Below are 21,878 nucleotides of genomic sequence, written 5' to 3'. Positions count from 1 at the left end.
TGCCATGGTCGATGTTAGCCATTTGGTTAACATGAGGGAGGTCGGCAGTGCGCGTCCACCGCCGGGGAGCCGGCAACCTAGTCCGGCGCGAAGAGCCCGTCCCCGAGCCGCAGCGCGGGGAGGTGCTCGTCCGCGTGCGGGCGACCTCGCTCAACTACCGGGACCTGCTCATCCTCGACGGCGACCACTTCACCAACGGCCCCGGGGATCTCATCCCGCTCTCCGACGCCGCGGGCGAGGTCGCCGCGGTCGGCGAAGGTGTCACGCGCTTCGCGACCGGCGACCGCGTGCTCAACGCCTTCCACTCGAACTGGATCGCCGGCCGGCTGCCGGACGTGCTGTCCGGCTACGGGAACGGCCAGGACGGCTGGCTCGCCGACTACCGCGCCGTCCCGGAGCACGCGCTCGTCGCGCTGCCGGACTCGCTCACCTTCGAACAAGGTGCGACGCTGCCGTGCGCCGCCGTCACCGCGTGGACGTCGCTGGCCGGGGTGCGGCCGGGCGAGGTCGTGCTCACCCTCGGCACCGGCGGGGTGTCGCTGTTCGCCCTGCAGCTGGCCAAGGTGCTGGGCGCGCGGGTGGTCGCGACGACGTCCAGCCCGGAGAAGGCGGCGAAGCTGGCCGGGCTCGGCGCGGACACCGTGATCGACTACCGGGCGACCCCGGAGTGGGGCAAAGCGGTCCTCGACGCCACCGGTGGCCGGGGCGCGGACCGGATCGTCGAGGTCGGCGGGCCCGGCACGTTCGCGCAGTCGCTCGTCGCCGCCGGGACGCACCACGCGGAAATCGCGCTCGTCGGGTTCGTCGGCGCCGAAGGGCCGCCGATCGAGTTCATGGACCTGTTCCGCAGCGGCGCGACCGTGCGGAAGATCTGGGTCGGCAGCCGGGAGGACACCGAGGACCTCGTGCGCCGGCTCGCGGTCCGCCCGATCGAGCCGGTGGTCGACAGCGTCTTCGCGTTCGACGACGCTCCGGCGGCGATCGAGCGGTTCCGGAGCCGCGAGAACTTCGGCAAGGTCGTGATCACTACCGCGTGAGGCGAAAGGGATACCGCTGATCGGCTGAACCTGACCCGGAGTGACCGTTCGGCGGCGAAGTGCTGCCGCTCGCCGCGTGATCGCGTGGTTCTCGCCGGGAAGCGGGGGTCGCGGGCGCATGCTGTCCTTTCCGACCCCGCGTCCCCGCGCCTGACGTCCACAGTGGACATTGCCAGTGCGCCCGGTCCGGCGGTCTTCCGCAACCGGAGACAGGACACATGACTCTGCTGGACAGCAAGCTCGTCCGGTGCTGGACCTCCCGCCCGCACCTGCAATCCCTCTACACCCTCGCCGCGGCCGCCCCGCGGATGCGCGCCGCGCTCGGACTGGCGCCCACCGGCGGCGGCACGGTCGGCTTCAGGGTGGACGGGGACGCACTGGCCCGCACCGAGGCGGAGCTGATCGCCGCGACGTCGGCCCGGCTGCCGGTGCACCCGCTGGTGACGCAGGACCTGCACGGCCGCTCGACGGTCCGGTGCTGGCGCCGCGACCGCGACCTGCGCGTGCTGACCGGCGACCTGGTCGACGTCGCCGACCGGCTGGCGCGGGCGGGCTACGGCGGCTGCCTGCGGTCGGCGACGGTCGAGTTCGCCGAGCAGACCGGGCGCCGCGAGCGCAAGCTCGCGCTGGTGTACCTGTTCGACCGCGGCACCTTCCACACCGCCGCGGCGGCCGGGTCCGCGCCCCTCGACCGCGCACTGGAGCTGCGTGCCCGCGCCGCACTGCACGGCGCGCTGCCGTTGGAACCGCACGCCGACCGCCGGTTCGTCGTCTGAAATTCCCGCGTTTGTCGAGGTCACGGGCTTCTGCGAGGATGCTGCTCTCGTTCGAGGAGTAGGAGATCGCAGTGGCTTCTGTGCTCAACCCGTACCTGAGCTTCCGCGCCGAGGCCCGACAGGCCATGGAGTTCTACCAGAGCGTCTTCGGCGGCACCCTGAAGATGAACACGTTCGGGGAATTCGGCTCACCCGAAGGAGCGGACGCGGACAAGATCATGCACGCCCAGCTGGAAACCGACCAGGGCTACACGCTCATGGCGTCCGACACCCCGGCCGGGATGGAGTACAACCCGGGCACCAACATCACGGTCAGCCTCAGCGGCGACGACGCCGACATCCTGCGCGGCTACTGGGACGAGCTGAGCGACGGCGGCACCGTGACGGTTCCGTTCGAAAAGCAGATGTGGGGCGACGAATTCGGTGCCTGCGTCGACCGGTTCGGCATCCCGTGGATGGTGAACGTGGTCCACCAGGCCCAGTAGCGCGTTGCAGCGCGCGGCCGCGTCGGTGACGATGAAGTGGCCGGCGTGGTCCCGCGCCGGGGCGAAGGAGGCCCGATGGCGGGTTCCCCGTGGACGTGCGCGCAGTGCGGTTCGGTCAACGACCCCGCCGCCGGCCGGTGCGGCACGTGCGCGAGCCTGGCACCGGGCCGGGCCCGCGCGCGGGCGCTGTGGGTGCTGCTGACGCTCATGCTCGTCGCCGGCGTCGCGGTCGGCGGAGTCCTGCTGTTCACCGGGCGCTCGAAGCCGTCGCCGGACGCGGCCGGGCCGTTCCCGTCGTACACCACGCCCGCCGTGCCCACCACGAAGACCGTCGTCACGACCGCGCAGGCCCTGACCCCGCCGCCGCCGACGACTTCCACGACACCGGCCGGGAAGCCGTGCCCGGGCGACGCGGCCCGCTACCTGCCGGGAGGCCAGGGCACCGCGCTGCTGGTCGCGCAGACGCCGAAGTCGCTGATCACGATCTGCCAGGTGCCGGACGGCCGGATCTTCTACGACGGCCAGGCCCGCGGGCAGGCGGCCTCGGACGACACGCACATCGTGCTGCCGGCGCAGGCTTCGGGCGACGGTTTCGTCGCGAAGAACGGCGACTACACATACCAGGTGGGTGGCGGCAGGCTGGTCGTGTCGGCCGGGTCCGGCGTGCTCTCGGACGAGGAGCTGACGACGGTCGGCTGAGCGCTTGCTCATGATGTGGGAGCACAGCCGTCCGGCCGGCCGTTTTCCGCATGCTGGACGCATGGCTTCTCCGCTGGACAACCCGACGTGGACGTCCCTGAACGGTCCGCACGCCCGCTTCGCCGAACGGCGCGGGCGCGTGCTGCGCTACCCCGAGGACGTCGCTCCCTTCCTCGGGCTGCCCGACGACCCGGGCGAGCAGGACTGGCGGGACGTCGCCGCGCTCGGCGGCCCGGGCGCGGTCGTCGTGCTCGCCGCGACCGCCGCCCGGCCGCCGGCGGGCTGGGAAGTGCTCGACGCGCTCCCGGGGATCCAGCTGGTCGACGAGGGCGTCGCGGCCGCGCCGGACCCCGAAGCCGTGCGGCTGGGGCTCGCGGACGTGCCGGAGATGCTCGACCTCGTCGAGCGGACGAAGCCGGGGCCGTTCCGCAAGCGGACCGTCGAGCTCGGCACCTACCTCGGGATCCGGCGCGAAGGCGCGCTGGTCGCGATGGCGGGGGAGCGGCTGCACCCACCCGGCTACACCGAGATCAGCGCGGTCTGCACCGACCCGGCCCACCGCGGGCACGGCCTCGCGACGCGATTGGTGCTGGCCGTGGCGGCGGGCATCCGCGAGCGCGGCGAGACGCCGATGATGCACGCCGCCGCGAGCAACACCTCGGCGATCCGCCTCTACCTCTCACTCGGGTTCGCCGTGCGGCACCGGCCGGACTTCGTCGCGGTGCGCGTGCCGGGCTAGGCGCCGGTCGAGGAGCCCGGCCGGACGATCATCAGCACCGTCACCGCCGCCCACAGCAGGTTGAACACCCCGGTGACCATCGCGAGCCTGCCCAGTGTGCCGGAAGCGGGCTCGTCGGCCAGGAACCGCTTCTGCCGCGGCAGCACCAGCAGTGCGAGCACGGCGGCCGCGACGGCGGTCAGCCCGATCGAAGCAAGCAGCCACGGGTCGCCCATCACGTGCATCGTGCCGGCGACGCCGAACCCGAACACGGGGACCGCGATGGCGGCGTAGGCGTACACGCGGCAGATCCGGTGCAGCATCGTCGCGACCTTGACGTCGCCCTTCCGGATGGCGGCGGGGAACATGCTGGCCGCGACGGCGACCGGGCCGACGGCGAGCACCGCCGCCAGGACGTGGACCGAGAGCAGGATTTTCGACACGCGCCGAAACTAGCGGCCCGCACGCGGCCCGCGGGAGTGGCTGGAATGCCACAAACCGCCGGGTTCCGGCCAACTGTGTCCGGATGTCGAATCCGCGCGCTCCGGTTCGACGAACGGGTAGGGAAAGGGGAACGCGATGACCACCACGACTCGCAGCCGGGTCCGCAGCCTGCCGGTCCTGCTCGCCACCGAAGACGACGCCGAGGACATGGGCCTGCTGGCGCCGGACGACCGCCTGACCTGCCACGTGCACGGCCGGTGGATCCACCAATGCGTCGCCTCGCCCGCGCACGTCAGCCCGGTCACGCGGCACCGCTGGTGCCGCGGCTGCCGCACCGAGCTGTGCGTCGCCGTCGACGAGCTGACGCGGCGGGTCGCGATGACCTGCCCGCGCTGCGGCCACGGCGGCAGCGCCGCCACCACCCGGCTGACCGCGGCCTGCCGCGCGAGCCTGGCCGCCGAGCGCGACGCCCGGCGCGCGGCCTAGAGTTTCGCGGGCTCGGCGTCGAGACCGAGGTCGTCCAGTCCCGCGTAGACGTCCGGACGGCGGCCGCGCAGCCAGGCCGCGAGCCCGAGCCCGCCGGCCGCCGCGACGGCCAGCAGCCACGGCAGCAGCGCGATCGCCGGCGCGTCGGACCCGGCGAGGGTGGGGAAGTTCAGGAAAGCCAGCGTCGTCACGGCGATCAGGCCGAGCCCGCCGAGGCCGGGGGCGACCGCGGTGCGCCAGAGCCGGGGGTCGCGCCGGCGGCGGAAGAAGGCGACGACCGCGACTCCGGCCAGCGCCTGCAGGGCGATCACGCCGAGCGTGCCGATGCCGGTCATGCTGGCCGTGAGGTCGGCGAGCGGGTCCAGCCCGGCCAGCGCGTAGCCCGCCGCGATCAGCGTCGCCACCCCGATCTGGGTCCCGCTGGCGACGTACGGCGCGCCGTTGCCCGCGTTCGTCCGGCCGAGGACCGCGGGCAGCACCCGGGCCCGGCCGAGCGCGAACAGGTAGCGCGTCGCCGAGTTGTGCAGCGCCAGCAAGGCCGCGAAGAGGCTGACGACCAGCAGCAGCATCATCACGTCGGTGAGGAACGAGCCCAGGTACGTCCGGCTGATCGAGAACACGAGGTCCCCGGTGGCGAGGTGGTCCTGCGCGGTCTTCCCGGCCTCGGCGACGCTCGTCGCGCTGACGATCGCCCAGGTCGTGACCGCGGCGAAGACGCCGATGAGGACGATCGCGGTGTAGGTCGCGCGGGAGATCGTGCGGTGCGGGTCGCGGGCCTCCTCGCTGAACAACCCGGTCGCCTCGAAGCCGACGAAAGCGTTGAAGGCGAACAGGAACGCGATCCCGACCGAGCCGGTGAAGACGACGCCGGGAGCGAACGCGTGGACGTCCAGCCCGGTCCGGACGGCGACCGCGACGTCGAGGACGAGCAGGATCGACACCTCCAGCACCAGCGAAACGCCGAGCACCTTCGCGCTGACGTCGACCCCGCGGCGCCCGAGCGCGAACACCGCCGCGGCGGACAGCAGGCTCCACAGCTGCCACGGCGTGTGCCACCCGAAGACCTGCTCGACGACGTTCGCGGTGAAGAACCCGCTCGTCCCGACCGCGCCGGCGACGAAACAGTTGTAGCCCAGCAGCGCGATCAGCGCGGCGACCAGGCCCATCGGGCGGCCCAGCCCCTTGGTGACGTAGACGTAGAACCCGCCCGCGCCGGTGACGACCTTGCTCATCTGCGCGTAGCCGACGCCGAAGAGCACCAGGATCACGGCGGCGAGCAGGAACGCGCCGGGCATGCCGCCGCCGTCGCCCAGTGCGATGCCCAGCGCGGCGATGACGACGATTCCGGTCAGGGGCGCGACGGCGGCCAGCACGAGGAAGACGACACCCGGCGTGCCCAGCGCGTCGCGGCGCAGTGCGTCGGACATGGGATTTCTCCTCCCGCGTGGGTTGTCCGGGCATGGTGCGCCGCCGGGGAGGCCGCGGTCTTGGACTCGAGCGCACGCCCGTTGCCTAGCCCGGCACCCACATCGTCACGCGGGTGCCGCGGCCCGGCTGGGAGTCCACTGTGCCGTGCCCGCCGACCTCGGCCAGGCGGGCCACGATCGACTGGGTGATGCCGAAGCCCGGCGGCCGCTCGCGGACGTCGAAGCCCTGGCCCTGGTCGCGGGCCACCACCGCGATCCCGCCGTCGCGTTCCTCCACACGCAGCACGACCTGCTTCGTCCCCGAATGCTTGACGGTGTTGCGCAACGCCTCCCGCACCGCTTCGCACATCGCCGTGCGGCGGTCCTGGGACAGCTTGTGGTCGTCGGCGAAGTCCGCGGCGACGAGCTGGGTGCGCAGGCCGTCGCGCGCCATCTCGGTCGCGACGTCGGCGAGCTCGACGGCGAACCCGCGGGTCGTCCCGGTCGGCACCGGCTCGGTGATCCGGCGGCGGATCTCGGCGGCCTCCGCTTTGGCCACCGCGCGCACCTCCGACAGCCGGCTCGCGGCGTGCGTGTCGTCGCCCGGCGCCGTGATGGCGAGCGCCTCCAGCGTCTGCAGCACGTGGTCGTGCATGAGCCGGCGGGTCCGGCGGCGCTCGGCCTCGCGCCCGCGCCGGATCCCGATGTCGACGGCGAACCGGGTGCCGGCGCCGAGCAGGATGAGGATGCCGGCGGCGATCACGATGGCCACCGCCAGCGCGACCATGCAGCCGATCGAGCGGGTCACCGAGAGCTGGTCGGTCAGCGGCAGGCCGCCGGCCAGCGTGAGCAGCGCCCGCAGCGGGGCGGCGGCGACCAGCAGCCAGAGCGCCGAGGGCAGCCCGGACGTGCCCGCCCACATGGCGACCGCGCCGACCAGCCACGTCCACGCCACGTCGACCGCGAACGGCTGCACCGGCGCCGGGGCCGTCGCGGCGACGGCGAAGTTGAGCACCACTCCCACGGCGAGGTCGAGGGCCAGCGCCCGGCCGGTGACGCGGTGGCGCAGGCCGCCCGCGCGCAGCACCCACGCCACCGCGGCGGTGTTGGCCGCGACGGCGAACACGGTAGCGGCGAGCACCGGGCCGAGCCCGAGCCTGCCGTTGGCCGCGGCGAACCCGATGAACACCTTGACGAACGCCGCGATCCGGTAGGTCAGCGGCACGACGACCCAGTAGCGCGCGGCACGGGCGAGCGTCGCGTCGCCGACGGCGGCGAGGTCGCTGTTCTCGTCCGGCGGCTCGGCGGGTTCCGGGGGTGTGCCGCTGCGCAGCAGCGTGCGAACGAGCGCGCGCGGCGGTGCGGCGGAGCCCGCCTCGGGCATCGGTGGTCCCCATTTCGTCCGGCCGTCCGGGCGGTCTGAGCCTGGCAGCGCGGCGGGGGAGTCGTCAACCGCTTGCGGGGTGGGGTCAGTAGGTGTGGAACAGGGTGTCTTCGCCCGTGTACTCCGGCCAGCCGGGCGACCCGGTGGCGGCGAAGCGGTACCACGCGCCGTTGAGGTCGCGGGCCAGCTCGCGCGGTGCGTGCTCGCCCAGCAGGCCCCGCGGCCCGGACAGCGGGCCGAGCGCGTCGAACACGAAGGGCAGTTCGAGCCCGTGGCACGCGCCCAGCGCGCCGTCGTGCAGTGGTGAGCCCCATTCGAACTCGTACCGGAAGGTCCGGCCGCCGTGGTTTTCCGCGAGGTCACGCACGCCGTCGCGGAAGACGAGGTCGGTCAGGGCCGCCACGAGGACGTCGCCCGCCCGTTCGCCGGAGCCGAGACCGTACCGCGTGAGCACCCCGGCCGGATCGGGGTGCGACACCGCCAGCGACGCCACGGCCTGGTCGTCGGTCACGGCGTCGAGCGCGCCGGTGGGCACCAGGTAGAGCCGCATCTCCTCGCTGCAGCTGCCGACGACCAGGTCGACGTCGCGGCCGGCGCCTGCCTTGATCGCCTTGGCCGGGTGCTGCGGCAGGACGTCGTCGCCGACCACCGGGAGGAACGGGCTGAGCCCGTACCCGCGGTCGTAGCCGAGCGCGTCGCGCAGGTCGGGGGCGCCGCCCGGGCGCAGGACGGCGTCCTGGGCGTCGAGCAGCTGCTCGGTCGACACCTTCCGGAACGCCTCGGCGGTAGGTTCGGACTTGAGCTCGTCGGCGATCACCCGTGCCAGCCGGCGGGCCTGGACGCCGTCGCGCACCATGTCCGGGTGTCCACTTTGGACTATGGCGCGGTGGAACAGCCCCTGCGAGAGCGGGGAAGCGAGCAGGCACGCGACGCTCACCGCGCCGGAGGCCGCGCCGAAGAAGGTCACGTTGCCGGGGTCGCCGCCGAACGCGGTGATGTTCTCCCGGACCCAGCGCAGGGCCGCGAGCTGGTCGCGCAGCCCGAGGTTCGTGGCGCCGCCCTCCAGCGGCAGGAAGCCGTCGACGCCGAGCCGGTACTGGACGGTCACCAGCACCGCGCCGGCGTGGTTGAACGAGGTGCCGTCGTAGACCGGCGCCGACCCGGTGCCGCCGAGGAACGCGCCGCCGTGCGCGAACACCAGCACGGGCAGGCCGGCCGCGCCGAGCCGCGGCGTCCAGACGTCGACGGTCAGGTATTCGGGGCCCGGCCGCCAGCCGGTCCCGGTGAGGGGCGAGAGGTCGAGCCCTGGCACGTCGTGCCGGCGCTGTGGCGCGGTCGGCCCGGGTCTTCTCGCGTCGCGCACGTCCTCCCACGGCGGGGCCGGGACGGGGTCGGCGAAGCGCAGGTCGCCCTCGGGCGCGGCGGCGTACGGGATGCCGCGGAACAGCGCGAAGCCGGCGGCGGTGACCTGACCGCGCACCGCGCCGGACGTGGTGGGGACGACGGGGTCGGTCATGCCGGGTGGTCCCTTCGGGGAAGATCGGGGAGAGTGCCCGACAGCCTAGGACCGGGGACGGACCGCCGTCATGGGCGAACCGTCCCGGGAATTGTCGCGGATGGATAACAAGCCCGGCCCGTTGCGCCAGGTGGCCGAACGCCGGGGCGGGACACGCGCGCGTGCCCCGCCCCGGCGTTCAGTCTTCGAGCAGATCTTCGATGGTGATCGGGATGTGCCGGACCCGGATGCCGGTGGCGTTGTGCACGGCGTTGGCGACCGCCGCGGCCATGCCGACCGTGCCGATCTCGCCGAGCCCGCGCGCGCCGACCGCGTTGTGCAGCGTGTCCGGGTACTCGACGAACTGGACGTCGACCTCCGGGATGTCGGCGTTCACCGGGAGCAGGTAGCTCGCGAAGTCGCCGTTGGCGAGCCGTCCGTTCGCCTCGATCTCCAGGCCCTCGTGCAGCGCGGCCGAGATGCCCCAGATCATGCCGCCCATGAGCTGGCTGCGGGCCGCCTTGTCGTTGATGATCCGGCCCGCGTCGAAGACGCCGAGCATCCGCGACACGCGGGCCTCGCGCGTCCACTTGTGCACCCGGACCTCTACGAACTGGGCGCCCCACGAGCTGAACGAGTGCTTCGTCAGCTCCTCGCCGGGCGCCGACGAGCCGGTGACCTCGAGCTTCTCGCGGCCCACGGCGCGCAGCAGCTCGCCGAACGTCATGTTCTGCCCGTTCGCGAAGACGCGCCCGTCGGCGTAGGTGACTTCGGCGCCTTCGAACGGCGCGCCCGGGTCGGACGCCAGGGCGACGAGCTCGTCGATCGCCTTGGTCGCGGCGATCATGATCGCCGTGCCCGCGCTCGCCGTCGCCGTCGAGCCGCCGGAAAGCCCGCCCGGCGGGAGGGCCGAGTCGCCGAGCTTCGGCGTGATCCGCTCCGCCGGGATGTCCAGCGACTCGGCGCCGATCAGCGACAGCACGGTCAGCAGTCCGGTGCCGGGGTCCGCGCCGCTCGTCCCGACCACGGCGGTGTCGTCGGCGTTGAGCGTGATGCCGACGGTGGCCGGGAAGCGCAGGGCGGGGAACATCGCGGTGGCCGCGCCCATGCCGACGAGCCAGTCGCCGTCGGTGTGCCCGCCCGGCCGGCGGTGCTGCCAGCCGAACCGGGCCGCGCCGACGCGGAAGCACTCGTCGAGGTGCTTGCTCGCCCACTGCAGGTCCTTGCCCGGCGGGGCGATCGAGTTGTTCTTGATCCGCAGCTCGACCGGGTCCATGCCGAGCGCCTCGGCGAGCTCGTCCATCGCGCTTTCCAGGGCGAACGAGCCGGGAGCCTCGCCGGGGGCGCGCATGAACGTCGTCGGCGGGATGTTCAGCGGCACGATTTTCTGGCTGATGGCCAGGTTCCGGGTGGTGTACCACTCGCGCGACGTGCCGTGCGAGGTCGGTTCGACGAACGACCGCGCGGTGTCCGTGCTGCACCACGAGTCGTGGCTCAGCGCGATCAGCGAGCCGTCGCGGTCCGCGCCGAGCTTGATGGTCTGGACCGTCGCGGCCCGGCCGGCGGTCGCGGTGAAGACCTGCTCGCGGGCGAGCGTGGACTTCACCGGGCGGCCGAGGTCGCGCGCCGCGGCGGCGGCCAGGAACGCCGGCGCCGACGTCTGTCCCTTGCCGCCGAAGGCGCCGCCGACGAAGGGGTTCACGGCGTGCACGGCTTCGACCGGCACGTCGAGGGCCTGGGCCAGGTCCGACGCCTGCATGTTGGAAGCCTGGTTCCCGCTGTGCACGGTCAGCTCGCCGCCGTCCCACACCGCGACCGCGGAGTGCGGTTCCATCGCGGCGTGGTTCTGGGTCGCGGTCGTGTAGGTCGCCTCGACGACCACCGGGCTCGCGGCGAAGGCGTCGTCGATGGACTCGACGCCGTCCTCGAGGACCTCCAGCCGCGGCGGGGCGCCGTCGCGGGCCGGCGGCGCGTCCTCGGCGGTGGCCAGGCCGTCCGCGAGCGACGTCCTGGCCGGGAGCTCGCGGTAGGCGACGGTCACCAGCGCCGCCGCGTCGCGCGCCTGCTCGAACGTCTCCGCGACCACGAAACCGATCGGCTGGCCGTAGTAGGTGACTTCCTTGTCCTGCAACGGGACCCAGGTCCGGCCGAGCATCGACTGCGGCGTGTGCAGGGTCAGCGATTCGAATGGCGAGTACACGGCGACGACCCCCGGGGCTTCCCGCGCCGTGGAGAAGTCCATGGCCTCGATCTCGCCGTGGGCGATCGTGCTGAGCACGACGTAGCCGTAGACCATGCCGGGGTAGGTGTGGTCGGCGCCGTACTTGGCTTCGCCGGTGACCTTCAGCGGCGCGTCCAGCCGGGTGATCATCGGGAGCTCCCCTCGGTGAGTTCGAGCAGCGCGCGGACGAGGGTCCGCTTGAGCAGCGGCACCTTGAACGCGTTGTCCGCCAGAGGACGGGCGCCGTCGGCGGCGACGGCCGCGGCGGCCTCGAACGAGGCCTGCGTCGCCGGGGCGCCGCGCAAGGCGTCCTCGACGGCGGGCAGGTGCCACGGGACGGTGCCGACCCCGCCGGCCGCGATCCGCGCGTCGGCGATGACGCCGTCGCGGACGTCCAGCGCGACGGCCGCCGAGCACAGCGCGAACTCGTAGGACTGCCGGTCGCGCACCTTGACGTAGGTGGAGTTCGCCGCCCAGTCCAGCCGCGGGACGACCACCTCGGTGATCAGCTCGCCGGGCCGCAGGTCGTTTTCCAGCGCCGGGGTGTCGCCGGGCAGCTGGTAGAAGTCGCGCAGGGCGACTTCGCGGGTGCCGTCGGCGTCGGCCAGCTTCACGCGGGCGTCGAGCGCGACGAGGGCGACGGCGACGTCACTGGGGTGCGTCGCGACGCAGGAGTCGCTGGTGCCGAGGATGGCGTGCATCCGGTTGGCGCCTTCGATCGCGGAGCAGCCGCTGCCGGGCTCGCGCTTGTTGCACGGCATCGCGACGTCGCGGAAGTACGAGCAGCGGGTGCGCTGCAGCAGGTTTCCGCCGATGCTGGCCATGTTCCGGATCTGCTGGGACGCGCTCAGCAGCAGGGCGCGCGAGATCGCCGGGTACACCTGCGGGTGCGCGGCGATGGCGCTCATCCGCTCCAGCGCGCCGAAGCGCAGGCCGTCGCTCGTGTCGATGCCGCGCAGCGGGACCTGGTTGATGTCCAGGACGTGCCGCGGGGTGAGGACGTCGAGCTTCATGAGGTCGACGAGGGTGGTGCCGCCGGCCAGGAACGTGCCGGGCGTCGCGAGGGCGGCTTCGACGGTGGTGGGCGCGGTCAGCTCAAACGGACGCATCGGCCCGCCTCGCCTGGTCGACCGCCTTGACGATGTTCGGGTAGGCCGAGCACCGGCAGAGGTTGCCGGACATGAACTCCCGCACGTCTTCGACGTCCTGCTCGACGGCCGCGACCGCCGACATGATCTGCCCGGCGGTGCAGAACCCGCACTGCAGGGCGTCCTGGTCCACGAAGGCCTGCTGCACCGGGTGCAGCTTGTCCTCTGTGGACAGTCCTTCGACGGTGGTCACCGGCTCCCGCACGGTGGCGGCGAGCGTGAGGCACGAGAGGACCGGCCGGCCGCCGACGTGCACGGTGCAGGCGCCGCACTGGCCGCGGTCGCAGCCCTTCTTCGGGCCGGTGACGTCCAGGCGTTCACGCAGCGCGTCGAGGAGGGTGACGCCGGGATCGACGTCCAGGTGTTCGGTACTGCCGTTCACTTCGAGTGAGATTTCCACTGGTCTCTTTCCGCAGCTCGTCCGGATCGGTGCCTGACGGTGGTGGTGGCGGCGAACAAGGGGAGCGGATAGTCATCCGCTTCACCCGTTCGCGAGGCTAGCGGATTACAATCCGCTTCGCAACGAACCGGTCACGCTGGAGTCGCTCCAGGTCTGGGTTAGATTCGGCGGACGGTACTTCGGTGGACGGGAGGGACGATGACGACGGGTTCGGTCAGTCCCCGGCGCGCGGACACCCGGCGCAACCACGAGCGCATCCTCGTCGCGGCCGGGGAGTCGCTGGCCCGGACGGGCGAGGTCTCGTTCAACGCGATCGCGAAGCAGGCCGAGGTCGGCGTCGGCACGGTGTACCGGCACTTCCCGACGCCCGAGTCGCTGATCCTCGCGGTCTACCAGCGCGAGGTGCGGCACATCGTGGACATCGTCCCGGTGCTGCTGGACAAGCACGGCCCGGCCGAGGCGTTCCGGGTGTGGGTGACCGACCACCTGGCGCACTACATGATGACGAAGAAGGGGCTCGCCGACGCCTTGCGCCGCGCGACGGCCTCCCGCGGCGAGCTGCCGGCGAGCGCCTACGAAGCGATGATCGGCGCGATGGCCGAGCTGCTCGAAGCGAACGCGGCGGCCGGCACGGTGCGGCCGGACCTCGACCCGGTCGTGGTGCTGCGCGGCCTGGCGGGCCTGCTGCTGCTCGACCCGGGCGGGGACTGGCGCGGCGAAGCGGCGAGCCTGGCCGATCTGCTCTGGCACGGGATGGCCCGCTAGGCGGGTTCGTCCAGCCGGACGGTCACCGTGACGCGGCCCTTTTCGTCGCGCCGGGCGACGGCGTGGCCGGTGCGTTCGGTGTCGTCGAGCTCGAGGGACAGCGGGCCGCCGTCGCCGGTGAAGTTGCGCCACCACGACTTCGCGTCCGGCAGCCGGACCCCGATGGTCACGACGTCGCCGGCCCGCCGGTAGCCGACGGGGGTGCGGAAGGTGCGGCCCGACCGCCGGCCCGTGTAGGTGACCTGGGTGAGGTGCCGGCGGACCAGCCGTCCCCACCGCGGCGACGTCCGGAGCGAGCCGACGCAGGTGTTGACGCGGTCGACCGCGCCCTTCGGGAGCGGACCTCGGTAACCCATGGCGGCCTCCTTCGCCGGTGCTGCCGCCACGGTACCGGAAACCGGAGAGAGGTGTTCCGGTTCCAGGTGCCCGTCGCGGGTCAGTTCGACGTCGGGAAGGTGAAGGCGGCCTCGCTGGGGGGCCAGCGTGTCGTGACCACCTTCGCGCGGGTGTAGAAGCGGACGCCCGCGGGGCCGTGGATGGGGCTGTCGCCGATGAGGGAGTCCTTCCAGCCGCCGAACGAGTAGTACGACATCGGGACCGGGATCGGCACGTTGACGCCGATCATGCCGACCTTGACCTCGCGCTGGAACTTCCGCGCAGCCTCGCCGCTGCCGGTGAAGATGGCGGTGCCGTTGCCGTACGGGTTGGCGTTGATGATGGAGATGGCCTCGTCCACGGTCTCCGCCCGGACGATCGCCAGCACCGGGCCGAAGATCTCCTCCCGGTAGGCGGCCATCTCGGTCGTGACGTCGTCCAGCAGGGACGGCCCGACGAAGAAGCCCTCCTCGTGCCCGTCGACCCGCAGGCCGCGGCCGTCGACCACGACCGAGGCGCCCTGCTCGGCACCGACGGCGACGGCGTTCACCACGCGCTCGCGGGCGGCCGCGGTGACGACCGGGCCCATGTCGCTGGCCGGGTCCGAGCCGGGACCGACCCGCACCTCGCGGGCCTTGCGCGCGAGGATCTCGACGAGCTTGTCGCCCGCCGCGCCGACGGCCACGCCGACCGAGACCGCCATGCAGCGTTGTCCGGCCGAGCCGAACGCGGCCGCCGTCAGGTGGTTCGCCGCGTACTCCAGGTCGGCGTCGGGCAGCACGACCGCGTGGTTCTTCGCCCCGCCGAGGGCCTGGACGCGCTTGCCGGCCGCCGTCCCGCGCTCGTGCACGTACCGGGCGATCGGGGTCGAGCCGACGAACGACACCGCCGCGACGTCCGGGTGGTCCAGGAGCGCGTCGACCGCGGTCTTGTCGCCGTGCACGACGTTGAACACACCGTCGGGCAGGCCGGCCTCGGCGTACAGCCGCGCGACGAAGTTCGACGCGGACGGGTCGCGCTCGCTCGGCTTGAGCACGAAGGTGTTGCCGGTGGCGATGGCGATCGGGTGCATCCACAGCGGCACCATGATCGGGAAGTTGAACGGCGTGATCCCGGCGACCACACCGAGCGGTTGCCGGAAGTCGTGCACGTCGACGTCGCGGGAGACCTGGTCGGAGAAGCTGCCCTTGAGCGCGTCGGCGATGCCGCAGGCGTACTCGACGACCTCGCGGCCCCGCACGATCTCGCCCCGGGCGTCCTCGATGACCTTGCCGTGTTCGCTGGAGATGATCCGCGCCAGTTCGTCCTCGTGCTTCACCAGCAGCTCGCGGAAAGCGAACATCACCTTGATGCGCTGGGACAGCGAGGAGTCGCCCCACGACTCGAAGGCCTTGCCCGCGGCCGCGACCGCGGCGTCCACATCGGACGCTCCGGCGAGGAGAACCGCGGCCTGCTGCCGGCCGGTCGCCGGGTCGAAGACCGGCGCCGTGCGGGTGGAGCCCGCGGCCGTGGCGGTGCCGTTGATCCAGTGGTCGATGGTGTTCACGGTGCTCCTCCAGGTGGTGGCGCCGAGCTGCGGTGCGGGGTTCACAGCAGCCCTACGGCGGTGTCGACGGCCTTGGCGACGTCGCCGTCGTGCGGGTAGAGCAAGGACCGCCCGACGACCAGCCCCTGCACGGTCGGCTGGGTCAGAGCGCGCTGCCAGGCGGCGAACGCCGCGTCGGGATCCTTGACCTCGCCGCCGAGCAGCACCGCCGGCAACGTCGAGGAGGCGAGCACGCGTTCCATCTCGTCGACCACGGGCAGCTTGAGCCACGTGTAGGCCGAGGACCGGCCGAGCCCGGCGGCGATCGTGATCGACTTGACGACGGCGTCGGGGGAGAGGTCGTTCCGGATCCGCCCCTCGGTCCAGACCGACAGGAACGGCTCGACCATCGCGATCAGCTTCCGGTCGGCCAGCTCGTTGATCGCCTTGGCGGTGTTCTCCAGGACACTCGGCGTGACCGGGTCGTCGAGGCAGATCCGGGTGAGGGTTTTGCCGCCGTCGAATCCCATCTTCGCGATCGCTTCGGCGTCGTAGCAGGCGAACCGGTCGTCGATCTCGAAGCTCGACCCGGCCAGCCCGGTCCGGTTCATCGACCCGAGCACGGTTTTGCCGTCCAGCACGCCGAGCAGCAGCAGGTCGTCGATGACGTCCGCGGTCGCCAGCACGCCGGTGACGCCGGGGCGTTCCAGTGCGAGGCACAGCCGTTCGAGGAGTTCTCCCCGGTCGGCCATCGCCGAGGGGTTGCCGCCGACCGCGTTGGCGCCGCGGGCGGGGTGGTCCGCGGCGATGATCATCGTCCGGCCCCTGTCGTTGAAGGGCGACTCGGCCCGGACCCGGTTCGCGGCCGCTTCGGCGATCGCTTCCGGGTCGTGCACCCGTTGGGCGACCAGGCGCCGCACCACGTCGTTCACAGTTCCCCTCCTCTTCGGCCGGTCGGGATCGACACTGCCAGCGCCGATGCGACTTTGTCAAGACATATGGACATCAGGTCATCCCTACCGGTGACCCGATGGCGGTAGGCTGCCGGTGATGAACACCCCGCCGCAGCCGTCGTCCGACGTGGACGTCACGTTCCCGCCCGCCTGGGATCCCGGGCGGGAGATCGTGCTGGACCCGGGCAGTCCCGAGCCGCTGTACTTCCAGGTCTCCCGGCAGCTGCAGCACGCGATCGAGGACGGCAGGCTCCCGGCGGGGGCCCGGCTGGGCAACGAGGTGGATCTGGCGGCGAGCCTGCGGTTGTCGCGGCCGACCGTCCGGCAGGCGATCCAGTCGCTGGTCAACCAGGGCCTGCTCGTGCGGCGCCGCGGCGTCGGCACGCAGGTCGTCCGGACCAAGGTGGCGCGCCCGCTGCGGCTGAGCAGCCTGTTCGACGACCTCGCGGGGCTCGGCGGCAAGCCGGAGTCGGTGGTGCTGGCCAACGGCGTCGAGGAGGCGGACGCCGAGGTGGCCGAGCTGCTGGAGGCCCCGGGCCTGACCCACGTGCGGCGGCTGAGCCGCATCCGCTCCACCGACGGCGAGCCGCTGGCGCTGATGAACAACTACCTCCCCGACGGCGTCATCGACCCGACCGACGGCGAGCTGCGCGAAAAGGGTCTCTACCAGCTGTTGCGCTCGGCGGGAGTGCGCCTGCACGCGGCGGAGCAGACCATCGGCGCCCGGCTGGCGACCGAAGCGGACGCGGAGCTGCTGGCCGAGGAGCCGGGAGCGGCCCTGCTGACGATGCAGCGCACGACGTACGACGATTCGGGCCGCGTGGTCGAGTACGGCTGGCACGTCTACCGGGCGTCGCGCTATTCGTTCAACCTGTCGCTGACGAACGGTCCGCATTAGCGATCGATCGGGCGAAAACGGTGCGAAACGCCCATCCGGGAGTTAGCCTGCTGATTCGGGGGAATCGCGTGCGGGCGGAGGGGGCTCTCGTGGATCTTGTCGTGGACATGCCGGAATTGCGCAGGTTCGGCACGGTCGTGCTCGGGGGAAACGGCGCCGGCGGCGGGGTGATCGACTACCTGCGGCAAGGGCACAGCCTGCTGCGGGACGTCGCCATCGAAGCCGAGCAGGGCGTGCTGCAGGGCGGGTGGGGCAAAACCGGGCAGTTCCAGGAGAACCTGCTCCGGTTCGCGCACGAATTCGCGCTCAAGATGACGGACTTCGTCAACGAAGAGGGCGAATTCATCCAGTTCCTCAGCGGGCTGCGCGACCGGATGCTCCAATCCGCCGACGCGTACGAAGGAGCCGAGGCGCAGAACGTGCAGTCCCTCAACGCGATCGCCGACAAGCTGAACGTGGACTAGGGGGAACGACATGGCTCAGCGGTGGTACGAAGCCGACGACGGCGGCCCGGTCGCCGATCTCGATCCGGTCTTCCGCAACGGGTACGCGCCGGCGCTGCACGGGATGCTCAAGGCGCTGAGCGTGGTCGACACGGACGGGCCGCCGTGGGGGCCGCGGTGGGCGCAGTTCGAAGACCCGCTCGTCGAACCGACGGAACTGCGTTCGGCCACCAACAACGTCGGTATCTCGACCGCGTACAACACCCTCTACCCGATCATGCAGGGGTCCATCCACGGCGACGGCAGCCGGGATCTCGGCGTGGCCGAGTTCTTCAGCCACGCGGAGATCCTCAGCGGCCAGGACGTCGGCAAGGTCAAGGGCAACGCCGGCCGGCACAACCCCGAAGCGCTCAGGCTCCAGGACGGCGGCTGGATCGAGCACGCGGGCAACGCGCTCGAAAACGCCCGCGCTTCCGGCGAGGCGCTGATCGAGTACGGCAGGCTCGAATCACTGCAGCTGGGCAACGGCTGGTGGGCCCAGCACTGGAGCGGGCCGCCCGGGTCGGTCCCGCACGACGCTCAGGCGCGCTGTTCGACCATCAACGAGTGGTACGAGCACTTCCGGTCGTCGGCGCTGACCGTGCTGGCGGAGTCGCTCACCCGGTTCGGCGCGATCATCCACGGCGCGCGGTTCAACCTGAACAGCCTGATGGGCGCGTGCGTGGACCAGCTCGAGAAGTTCGACGCCGAGGGCGAAGTGGCCGCGGGCCTGTCCACCGGGTGGAAAACCTACCGGGGCATCGTCGACCTGGCGACGTCCGGCCCGATGGCCCCGTTCGCGATCGCCGACAAGATGGTGGAGGTGCTCAGCGACAACGGCACCGAGAGCCTCGACGCCGGCGGTTTCTACGGCACGCTCTACAGCTTCCTCCAGCAGGCGGACGAGCTGATGCGCCGCACGACCGACGAGGTCGACGCGCTCATCGACGAGCTGCGGAGGAAGTTCGTCGTCGCGGACAAGGACCTGGGCGCGCCGTCCTGGACGGGGACGGCGCCGGAGATCGCCTGAGCGCACCCCTTAGGGGCTCGTGAACCTGCGCCGGCGGCGGGTAGAACTCGAACGGCCACCTCGATCCCGAGTCCCGAACGAGGAGATCACCCATGGCCACACGCCGGCCGTCCGTCCGCGGCCTGATCCTCGCCCTGGTCGTGCTCTGCCTGGCGCCGGTTCCGGCCGCGGCGGCGGTGACCGGCCCGAAGTACGCGGCCGCCGGCCTGCACCGGCCGGCCGAGCTGCTCGTCGACAAGTGGGGCGTGCCGCACATCTACGCGGCCGACACCAGCGACCTGTTCTTCGCGCAGGGCTTCAACATCGCCCGCGACCGGCTGTTCCAGATCGACACCTGGCGCCGGCGCGGCCTGGGCACGCTCAGCGAGGTGCTCGGTCCGTCCTATGTGGAGCAGGACCGGGCCGCCCGGCTGTTCCTCTACCGCGGCGACATGGCCGCCGAGTGGGCGTCCTACGGCCCGGAGGGCAGGCTGGCCGCGACCCGGTTCGCCGAGGGCATCAACTCCTACCTCGACTGGCTCGGCCGCAACCCTTCTGCGGTCCCGCCGGAGTTCGGCAAGCTCGGCTACCAGCCCGCCCGCTGGCGCCCGCAGGACGTGGTGCGGATCCGCACGCACGCCATCGGCGAGAACCTGATGTGGGAGGTCGCCCGCGCGAAGCTGGTCTGCCTGGCCGGTCCCGGCGCGAGCCGCTACCTCCGCGCTCTCTACCCGGCACACGAAGCCGAGGTGCCCGCCGGGCTCGACCCGTGCTCGGTGCCGGACGACGTGCTCAAGGTGTACAACCTCGCGACCGCCGCGGTGTCCTTCACCGGCAGCGGTTTCCAGGCCAAGGACATCGCCGACGCGACGTCGGGCAGCAACGCGTGGACGATCGGCCCGGCCCGGACCGCGTCCGGACGGCCGATCCTGGCCAACGACCCGCACCGCGGCGCGGACGCCCTGCCCTCGGGCCGGTACGTCGCGCAGCTGTCGGCGCCCGGGCTGAACCTCGCCGGCGCGGGTGAGCCGTGGAACCCCGGGATCGCCATCGGGCACAACGAAAGCATCGCGTTCGGCCTGACCAACCTGCCGATCGACCAGACCGACCTCTACGTCTACGAACTCGACCCGAACGACCCCACCCGCTACCGCTACGGCACCGGCTGGGAAAAGATGACGACGGTGAACGAGCCCATTCCGGTGCGCGGCGGAGCGCCGGTCACGGGGGAGCTGTCCTTCACCCGGCACGGCCCCGTCGTCAAGGTCGACGCGGCGGCGCACCGGGCGTTCGCGGTCCGCACGGCGTGGACGCAGCCGGGCAGTTCGGCGTACCTGGGCAGCCTGAACTACCAGCGCGCGACCAACTTCGGCGAGTTCACCGCGGGGATGCGGAACTGGGGCACGCCGGGCTCGAACCTGGCCTACGCCGACGTGCGTGGCAACATCGGTTACGTCCCGGCGGGCCTGACGCCGCGCCGCACCGGCGCCGGCTACGACGGCCTGCTGCCCGTCCCCGGTGACGGGCGCTACGACTGGAACGGCTTCTACGCCAACAGCGAGCTGCCGGGGCAGTACAACCCGCCGTCCGGCTTCTTCGCCTCGGCCAACGACTTCAACATCCCGCCGGGCTGGCCGGTGGTGTCCAACTACGAATGGCAGCTGCCCTACCGCAAGCAGCGCATCGACGAGCTGATCAAGTCCACCCCGGGCGCGACGGTCGCCGATTCGCTGGCGCTGCAGAAGGACGAGAAGTCGCTGGTGGCGACCCAGATCCTCGACTTCGTGCGCGGTCTGTCCTCTTCGGACCCGGACACCGCGAAGGCGCTTTCGCTCCTTCGAGGCTATGACGGCGTGGCGTCGGTCGATTCGCCGGGAGCGGCGCTGTTCGAGACGTGGATCATGAAGTACCTGCACTGGGCGTGGGCGCACGCGGTGCTGCCGCAGGCCGCGGCGGACGCGCTGGTGAAGACGATCAACCCGGACTTCAGCCTGGTGATCGCCTCGTTCAAGGACCCGGCGGGCTGGCTCGGCCCGGACGGCGCGGCGGTGCGCGACAAGCTGATCCTGGACACGCTGCCACTGGCGTTCCAGGACGTGGCCGCCAAGCTCGGCACCGACACGTCGACGTGGCACTGGGGGTCGCTGCACCACCAGGAGTTCGTCCACCCCCTGGGCGGCCCGAACGTCGGCCCCACCCCGGTCGGCGGCTCGTACCACACGATCCACCCGTCGTTCTTCCACCCGCTGACCTACCAGCAGATCATCGGGGCGACGTTCAAGATGGCCTTGGACGTGGGCAACTGGAACGGCTCGGCGGCGATCAACGCGCCCGGTCAGTCGGGTGATCCGCGGAGTCCGCACTACAGCGATCTGAACGGTCTCTGGGCTTCGGGTGGTTCGTTCCCGTTGCTGTACAGCCGGAGTGAGGTCGAGCGGAACCTCGACGTCCGGATCCGGCTGGAACCGGCCTTCAGCACTTCTTGAGCTGTTTCCGGTTGACCGCCAGGACTTCGTTCGACAGAGCGGGGGCGGCATCGGCGACGGCCCGGGACAGGGTCAGGGCCCCGACCATCTGGCTGAACAGTGCCACCGCGCGTTCGCGGGCTTCCGCGGGCGCGAGGTCGGTGCCGGACTGGCGTGCGCGGTCGAGCAGCATGTCCGTGATCGTGGCGAAGTAGCCGTCGAGGCCGCGCCGGTACTCGGCCTGAGCGGCCGTGCCGTGGCGGCCGGCGTCGGTGACGAGTGCCGCCGAGGCGCAGCCGGCCTCGGGGTGGTCGCGGTGCTCGGCGCTGACGTAGGTGTCGACCATGTCGTGGAGGGCCGCACGCGCCGAGCGTGGATGTGCCTCGCGGATGGCGTCGAGCGCCGCGAGCGAGTCGGTGAAGCCCTGGTGCAGGACTTCCACGGCGAGGTCGTCCTTCGAGGCGAAGTGGTTGTAGAACCCGCCGTGCGTCATACCGGCAGACTTCATCACCTCTTCGAGGCCGATGCCGTCGATGCCGCGCAGCCGGAACCCCTCGCCGGCCGCGGTGACGATCTTCTCGCGGTTGAGCCGCTTCTGCTCTTGCGTGATGCGGGGCACGTCGACCACCTTCCCGGACGGGCTTGCCAGCACCTCCGATGGTACGGCTTGACAGCCAATGATGTCGATGACCATCATTAATTTTGAT

Annotated in this window: 22 protein-coding genes; 11 read left to right on the top strand and 11 right to left on the bottom strand. The window is 72.0% G+C overall.

Features of this window, described 5'->3' with window-relative positions:
- The first annotated feature begins 47 nt into the window (after positions 1 to 47).
- From ACWEVP_RS23680 to ACWEVP_RS23660, 5 genes are all read left to right on the top strand, one after another.
- Complete coding sequence (locus ACWEVP_RS23680; protein WP_452064739.1) at positions 48 to 1,037, top strand: zinc-dependent alcohol dehydrogenase family protein; 990 nt, start codon at positions 48 to 50, stop codon at positions 1,035 to 1,037.
- Between the two features lie 218 nt (positions 1,038 to 1,255).
- Positions 1,256 to 1,813, top strand: a complete 558-nt coding sequence (gene pspAB, locus ACWEVP_RS23675) for a PspA-associated protein PspAB (RefSeq protein ID WP_452064738.1) — start codon at positions 1,256 to 1,258, stop codon at positions 1,811 to 1,813.
- 71 nt (positions 1,814 to 1,884) lie between these two features.
- Positions 1,885 to 2,298 (top strand): VOC family protein, encoded by a 414-nt coding sequence (locus tag ACWEVP_RS23670; RefSeq protein WP_452064737.1) that lies wholly within the window; start codon positions 1,885 to 1,887, stop codon positions 2,296 to 2,298.
- A gap of 75 nt (positions 2,299 to 2,373) precedes the next feature.
- On the top strand, positions 2,374 to 2,997 hold the full coding sequence (locus tag ACWEVP_RS23665; protein WP_452064736.1) for a hypothetical protein: 624 nt from the start codon (positions 2,374 to 2,376) through the stop codon (positions 2,995 to 2,997).
- A 61-nt stretch (positions 2,998 to 3,058) separates the two neighbouring features.
- Positions 3,059 to 3,736: a GNAT family N-acetyltransferase gene (locus tag ACWEVP_RS23660; protein ID WP_452064735.1), complete on the top strand. Its 678-nt coding sequence runs from the start codon at positions 3,059 to 3,061 to the stop codon at positions 3,734 to 3,736.
- Here ACWEVP_RS23660 and ACWEVP_RS23655 read toward each other — a convergent pair.
- A complete protein-coding gene (locus ACWEVP_RS23655; protein WP_452064734.1) occupies positions 3,733 to 4,158 on the bottom strand; it encodes a hypothetical protein in 426 nt (141 codons plus the stop codon). The two genes, ACWEVP_RS23660 and ACWEVP_RS23655, sit on opposite strands and share 4 nt — an antisense overlap.
- Positions 4,159 to 4,294: 136 nt before the next feature.
- On the opposite strand from ACWEVP_RS23655, the gene ACWEVP_RS23650 reads away from it, so the two are divergent.
- Positions 4,295 to 4,645 carry a hypothetical protein gene (locus tag ACWEVP_RS23650; RefSeq protein ID WP_452064733.1) on the top strand — a complete coding sequence of 117 codons (351 nt, stop codon included), beginning with the start codon at positions 4,295 to 4,297 and terminating at the stop codon, positions 4,643 to 4,645.
- Here ACWEVP_RS23650 and ACWEVP_RS23645 read toward each other — a convergent pair.
- The 6 genes from ACWEVP_RS23645 to ACWEVP_RS23620 form a co-directional block, all read right to left on the bottom strand.
- Positions 4,642 to 6,072, bottom strand: coding sequence for an APC family permease (locus ACWEVP_RS23645; protein ID WP_452064732.1), 1,431 nt, complete (start codon positions 6,070 to 6,072; stop codon positions 4,642 to 4,644). The two genes, ACWEVP_RS23650 and ACWEVP_RS23645, sit on opposite strands and share 4 nt — an antisense overlap.
- Before the next feature lie 85 nt (positions 6,073 to 6,157).
- A complete protein-coding gene (locus ACWEVP_RS23640; protein ID WP_452064731.1) occupies positions 6,158 to 7,435 on the bottom strand; it encodes a sensor histidine kinase in 1,278 nt (425 codons plus the stop codon).
- Between the two features lie 85 nt (positions 7,436 to 7,520).
- Positions 7,521 to 8,951, bottom strand: coding sequence for a carboxylesterase/lipase family protein (locus ACWEVP_RS23635; RefSeq protein WP_452064730.1), 1,431 nt, complete (start codon positions 8,949 to 8,951; stop codon positions 7,521 to 7,523).
- A 178-nt stretch (positions 8,952 to 9,129) separates the two neighbouring features.
- A complete protein-coding gene (locus ACWEVP_RS23630; RefSeq protein WP_452064729.1) occupies positions 9,130 to 11,301 on the bottom strand; it encodes a xanthine dehydrogenase family protein molybdopterin-binding subunit in 2,172 nt (723 codons plus the stop codon).
- Positions 11,298 to 12,260 (bottom strand): FAD binding domain-containing protein, encoded by a 963-nt coding sequence (locus tag ACWEVP_RS23625; RefSeq protein WP_452064728.1) that lies wholly within the window; start codon positions 12,258 to 12,260, stop codon positions 11,298 to 11,300. The genes ACWEVP_RS23630 and ACWEVP_RS23625 overlap by 4 nt, the downstream gene beginning before the upstream one ends.
- Positions 12,247 to 12,699: a (2Fe-2S)-binding protein gene (locus ACWEVP_RS23620; RefSeq protein ID WP_452064727.1), complete on the bottom strand. Its 453-nt coding sequence runs from the start codon at positions 12,697 to 12,699 to the stop codon at positions 12,247 to 12,249. Before ACWEVP_RS23620 ends, ACWEVP_RS23625 begins: the two co-directional genes overlap by 14 nt.
- A gap of 198 nt (positions 12,700 to 12,897) precedes the next feature.
- On the opposite strand from ACWEVP_RS23620, the gene ACWEVP_RS23615 reads away from it, so the two are divergent.
- Entirely contained in the window at positions 12,898 to 13,464 is a 567-nt protein-coding gene (locus ACWEVP_RS23615; RefSeq protein ID WP_364458813.1) for a TetR/AcrR family transcriptional regulator, read from the top strand.
- On the opposite strand, the gene ACWEVP_RS23610 is transcribed toward ACWEVP_RS23615, so the two are convergent.
- The 3 genes from ACWEVP_RS23610 to ACWEVP_RS23600 form a co-directional block, all read right to left on the bottom strand.
- Positions 13,461 to 13,820 carry a hypothetical protein gene (locus ACWEVP_RS23610; RefSeq protein ID WP_452064726.1) on the bottom strand — a complete coding sequence of 120 codons (360 nt, stop codon included), beginning with the start codon at positions 13,818 to 13,820 and terminating at the stop codon, positions 13,461 to 13,463. The two genes, ACWEVP_RS23615 and ACWEVP_RS23610, sit on opposite strands and share 4 nt — an antisense overlap.
- 80 nt (positions 13,821 to 13,900) lie before the next feature.
- Entirely contained in the window at positions 13,901 to 15,385 is a 1,485-nt protein-coding gene (locus ACWEVP_RS23605; RefSeq protein ID WP_452064725.1) for a CoA-acylating methylmalonate-semialdehyde dehydrogenase, read from the bottom strand.
- 41 nt (positions 15,386 to 15,426) lie between these two features.
- Entirely contained in the window at positions 15,427 to 16,296 is an 870-nt protein-coding gene (locus ACWEVP_RS23600; RefSeq protein WP_452064724.1) for a Cgl0159 family (beta/alpha)8-fold protein, read from the bottom strand.
- A 118-nt stretch (positions 16,297 to 16,414) separates the two neighbouring features.
- On the opposite strand from ACWEVP_RS23600, the gene ACWEVP_RS23595 reads away from it, so the two are divergent.
- From ACWEVP_RS23595 to ACWEVP_RS23580, 4 genes are all read left to right on the top strand, one after another.
- Complete coding sequence (locus tag ACWEVP_RS23595) at positions 16,415 to 17,215, top strand: GntR family transcriptional regulator (RefSeq protein ID WP_452064723.1); 801 nt, start codon at positions 16,415 to 16,417, stop codon at positions 17,213 to 17,215.
- 89 nt (positions 17,216 to 17,304) lie between these two features.
- A complete protein-coding gene (locus ACWEVP_RS23590) occupies positions 17,305 to 17,679 on the top strand; it encodes a hypothetical protein (protein ID WP_452064722.1) in 375 nt (124 codons plus the stop codon).
- 10 nt (positions 17,680 to 17,689) lie between these two features.
- Positions 17,690 to 18,727, top strand: coding sequence for a hypothetical protein (locus ACWEVP_RS23585; protein WP_452064721.1), 1,038 nt, complete (start codon positions 17,690 to 17,692; stop codon positions 18,725 to 18,727).
- Positions 18,728 to 18,819: 92 nt separating this feature from the next.
- Positions 18,820 to 21,192, top strand: a complete 2,373-nt coding sequence (locus ACWEVP_RS23580) for a penicillin acylase family protein (protein ID WP_452064720.1) — start codon at positions 18,820 to 18,822, stop codon at positions 21,190 to 21,192.
- Here ACWEVP_RS23580 and ACWEVP_RS23575 read toward each other — a convergent pair.
- Positions 21,179 to 21,790 (bottom strand): TetR/AcrR family transcriptional regulator, encoded by a 612-nt coding sequence (locus tag ACWEVP_RS23575; protein WP_452064719.1) that lies wholly within the window; start codon positions 21,788 to 21,790, stop codon positions 21,179 to 21,181. The two genes, ACWEVP_RS23580 and ACWEVP_RS23575, sit on opposite strands and share 14 nt — an antisense overlap.
- Positions 21,791 to 21,878 lie beyond the last annotated feature (88 nt).

The sequence above is a fragment of the Amycolatopsis sp. NPDC003865 genome (assembly GCF_053605345.1).
Note: the sequence above shows the minus strand (reverse complement) of the source record. Positions and strands in the feature narration are given on the sequence as shown.

Coding starts and splice junctions, on each gene's coding strand:
- ACWEVP_RS23645 (WP_452064732.1), bottom strand. CDS start 6,072: ATGTCCGACGCACTGCGCCGCGACGCGCTGGGCACGCCGGGTGTCGTC.
- ACWEVP_RS23595 (WP_452064723.1), top strand. CDS start 16,415: ATGAACACCCCGCCGCAGCCGTCGTCCGACGTGGACGTCACGTTCCCG.
- ACWEVP_RS23630 (WP_452064729.1), bottom strand. CDS start 11,301: ATGATCACCCGGCTGGACGCGCCGCTGAAGGTCACCGGCGAAGCCAAG.
- pspAB (WP_452064738.1), top strand. CDS start 1,256: ATGACTCTGCTGGACAGCAAGCTCGTCCGGTGCTGGACCTCCCGCCCG.
- ACWEVP_RS23585 (WP_452064721.1), top strand. CDS start 17,690: ATGGCTCAGCGGTGGTACGAAGCCGACGACGGCGGCCCGGTCGCCGAT.
- ACWEVP_RS23660 (WP_452064735.1), top strand. CDS start 3,059: ATGGCTTCTCCGCTGGACAACCCGACGTGGACGTCCCTGAACGGTCCG.
- ACWEVP_RS23640 (WP_452064731.1), bottom strand. CDS start 7,435: ATGCCCGAGGCGGGCTCCGCCGCACCGCCGCGCGCGCTCGTTCGCACG.
- ACWEVP_RS23665 (WP_452064736.1), top strand. CDS start 2,374: ATGGCGGGTTCCCCGTGGACGTGCGCGCAGTGCGGTTCGGTCAACGAC.
- ACWEVP_RS23650 (WP_452064733.1), top strand. CDS start 4,295: ATGACCACCACGACTCGCAGCCGGGTCCGCAGCCTGCCGGTCCTGCTC.
- ACWEVP_RS23615 (WP_364458813.1), top strand. CDS start 12,898: ATGACGACGGGTTCGGTCAGTCCCCGGCGCGCGGACACCCGGCGCAAC.
- ACWEVP_RS23635 (WP_452064730.1), bottom strand. CDS start 8,951: ATGACCGACCCCGTCGTCCCCACCACGTCCGGCGCGGTGCGCGGTCAG.
- ACWEVP_RS23625 (WP_452064728.1), bottom strand. CDS start 12,260: ATGCGTCCGTTTGAGCTGACCGCGCCCACCACCGTCGAAGCCGCCCTC.
- ACWEVP_RS23610 (WP_452064726.1), bottom strand. CDS start 13,820: ATGGGTTACCGAGGTCCGCTCCCGAAGGGCGCGGTCGACCGCGTCAAC.
- ACWEVP_RS23580 (WP_452064720.1), top strand. CDS start 18,820: ATGGCCACACGCCGGCCGTCCGTCCGCGGCCTGATCCTCGCCCTGGTC.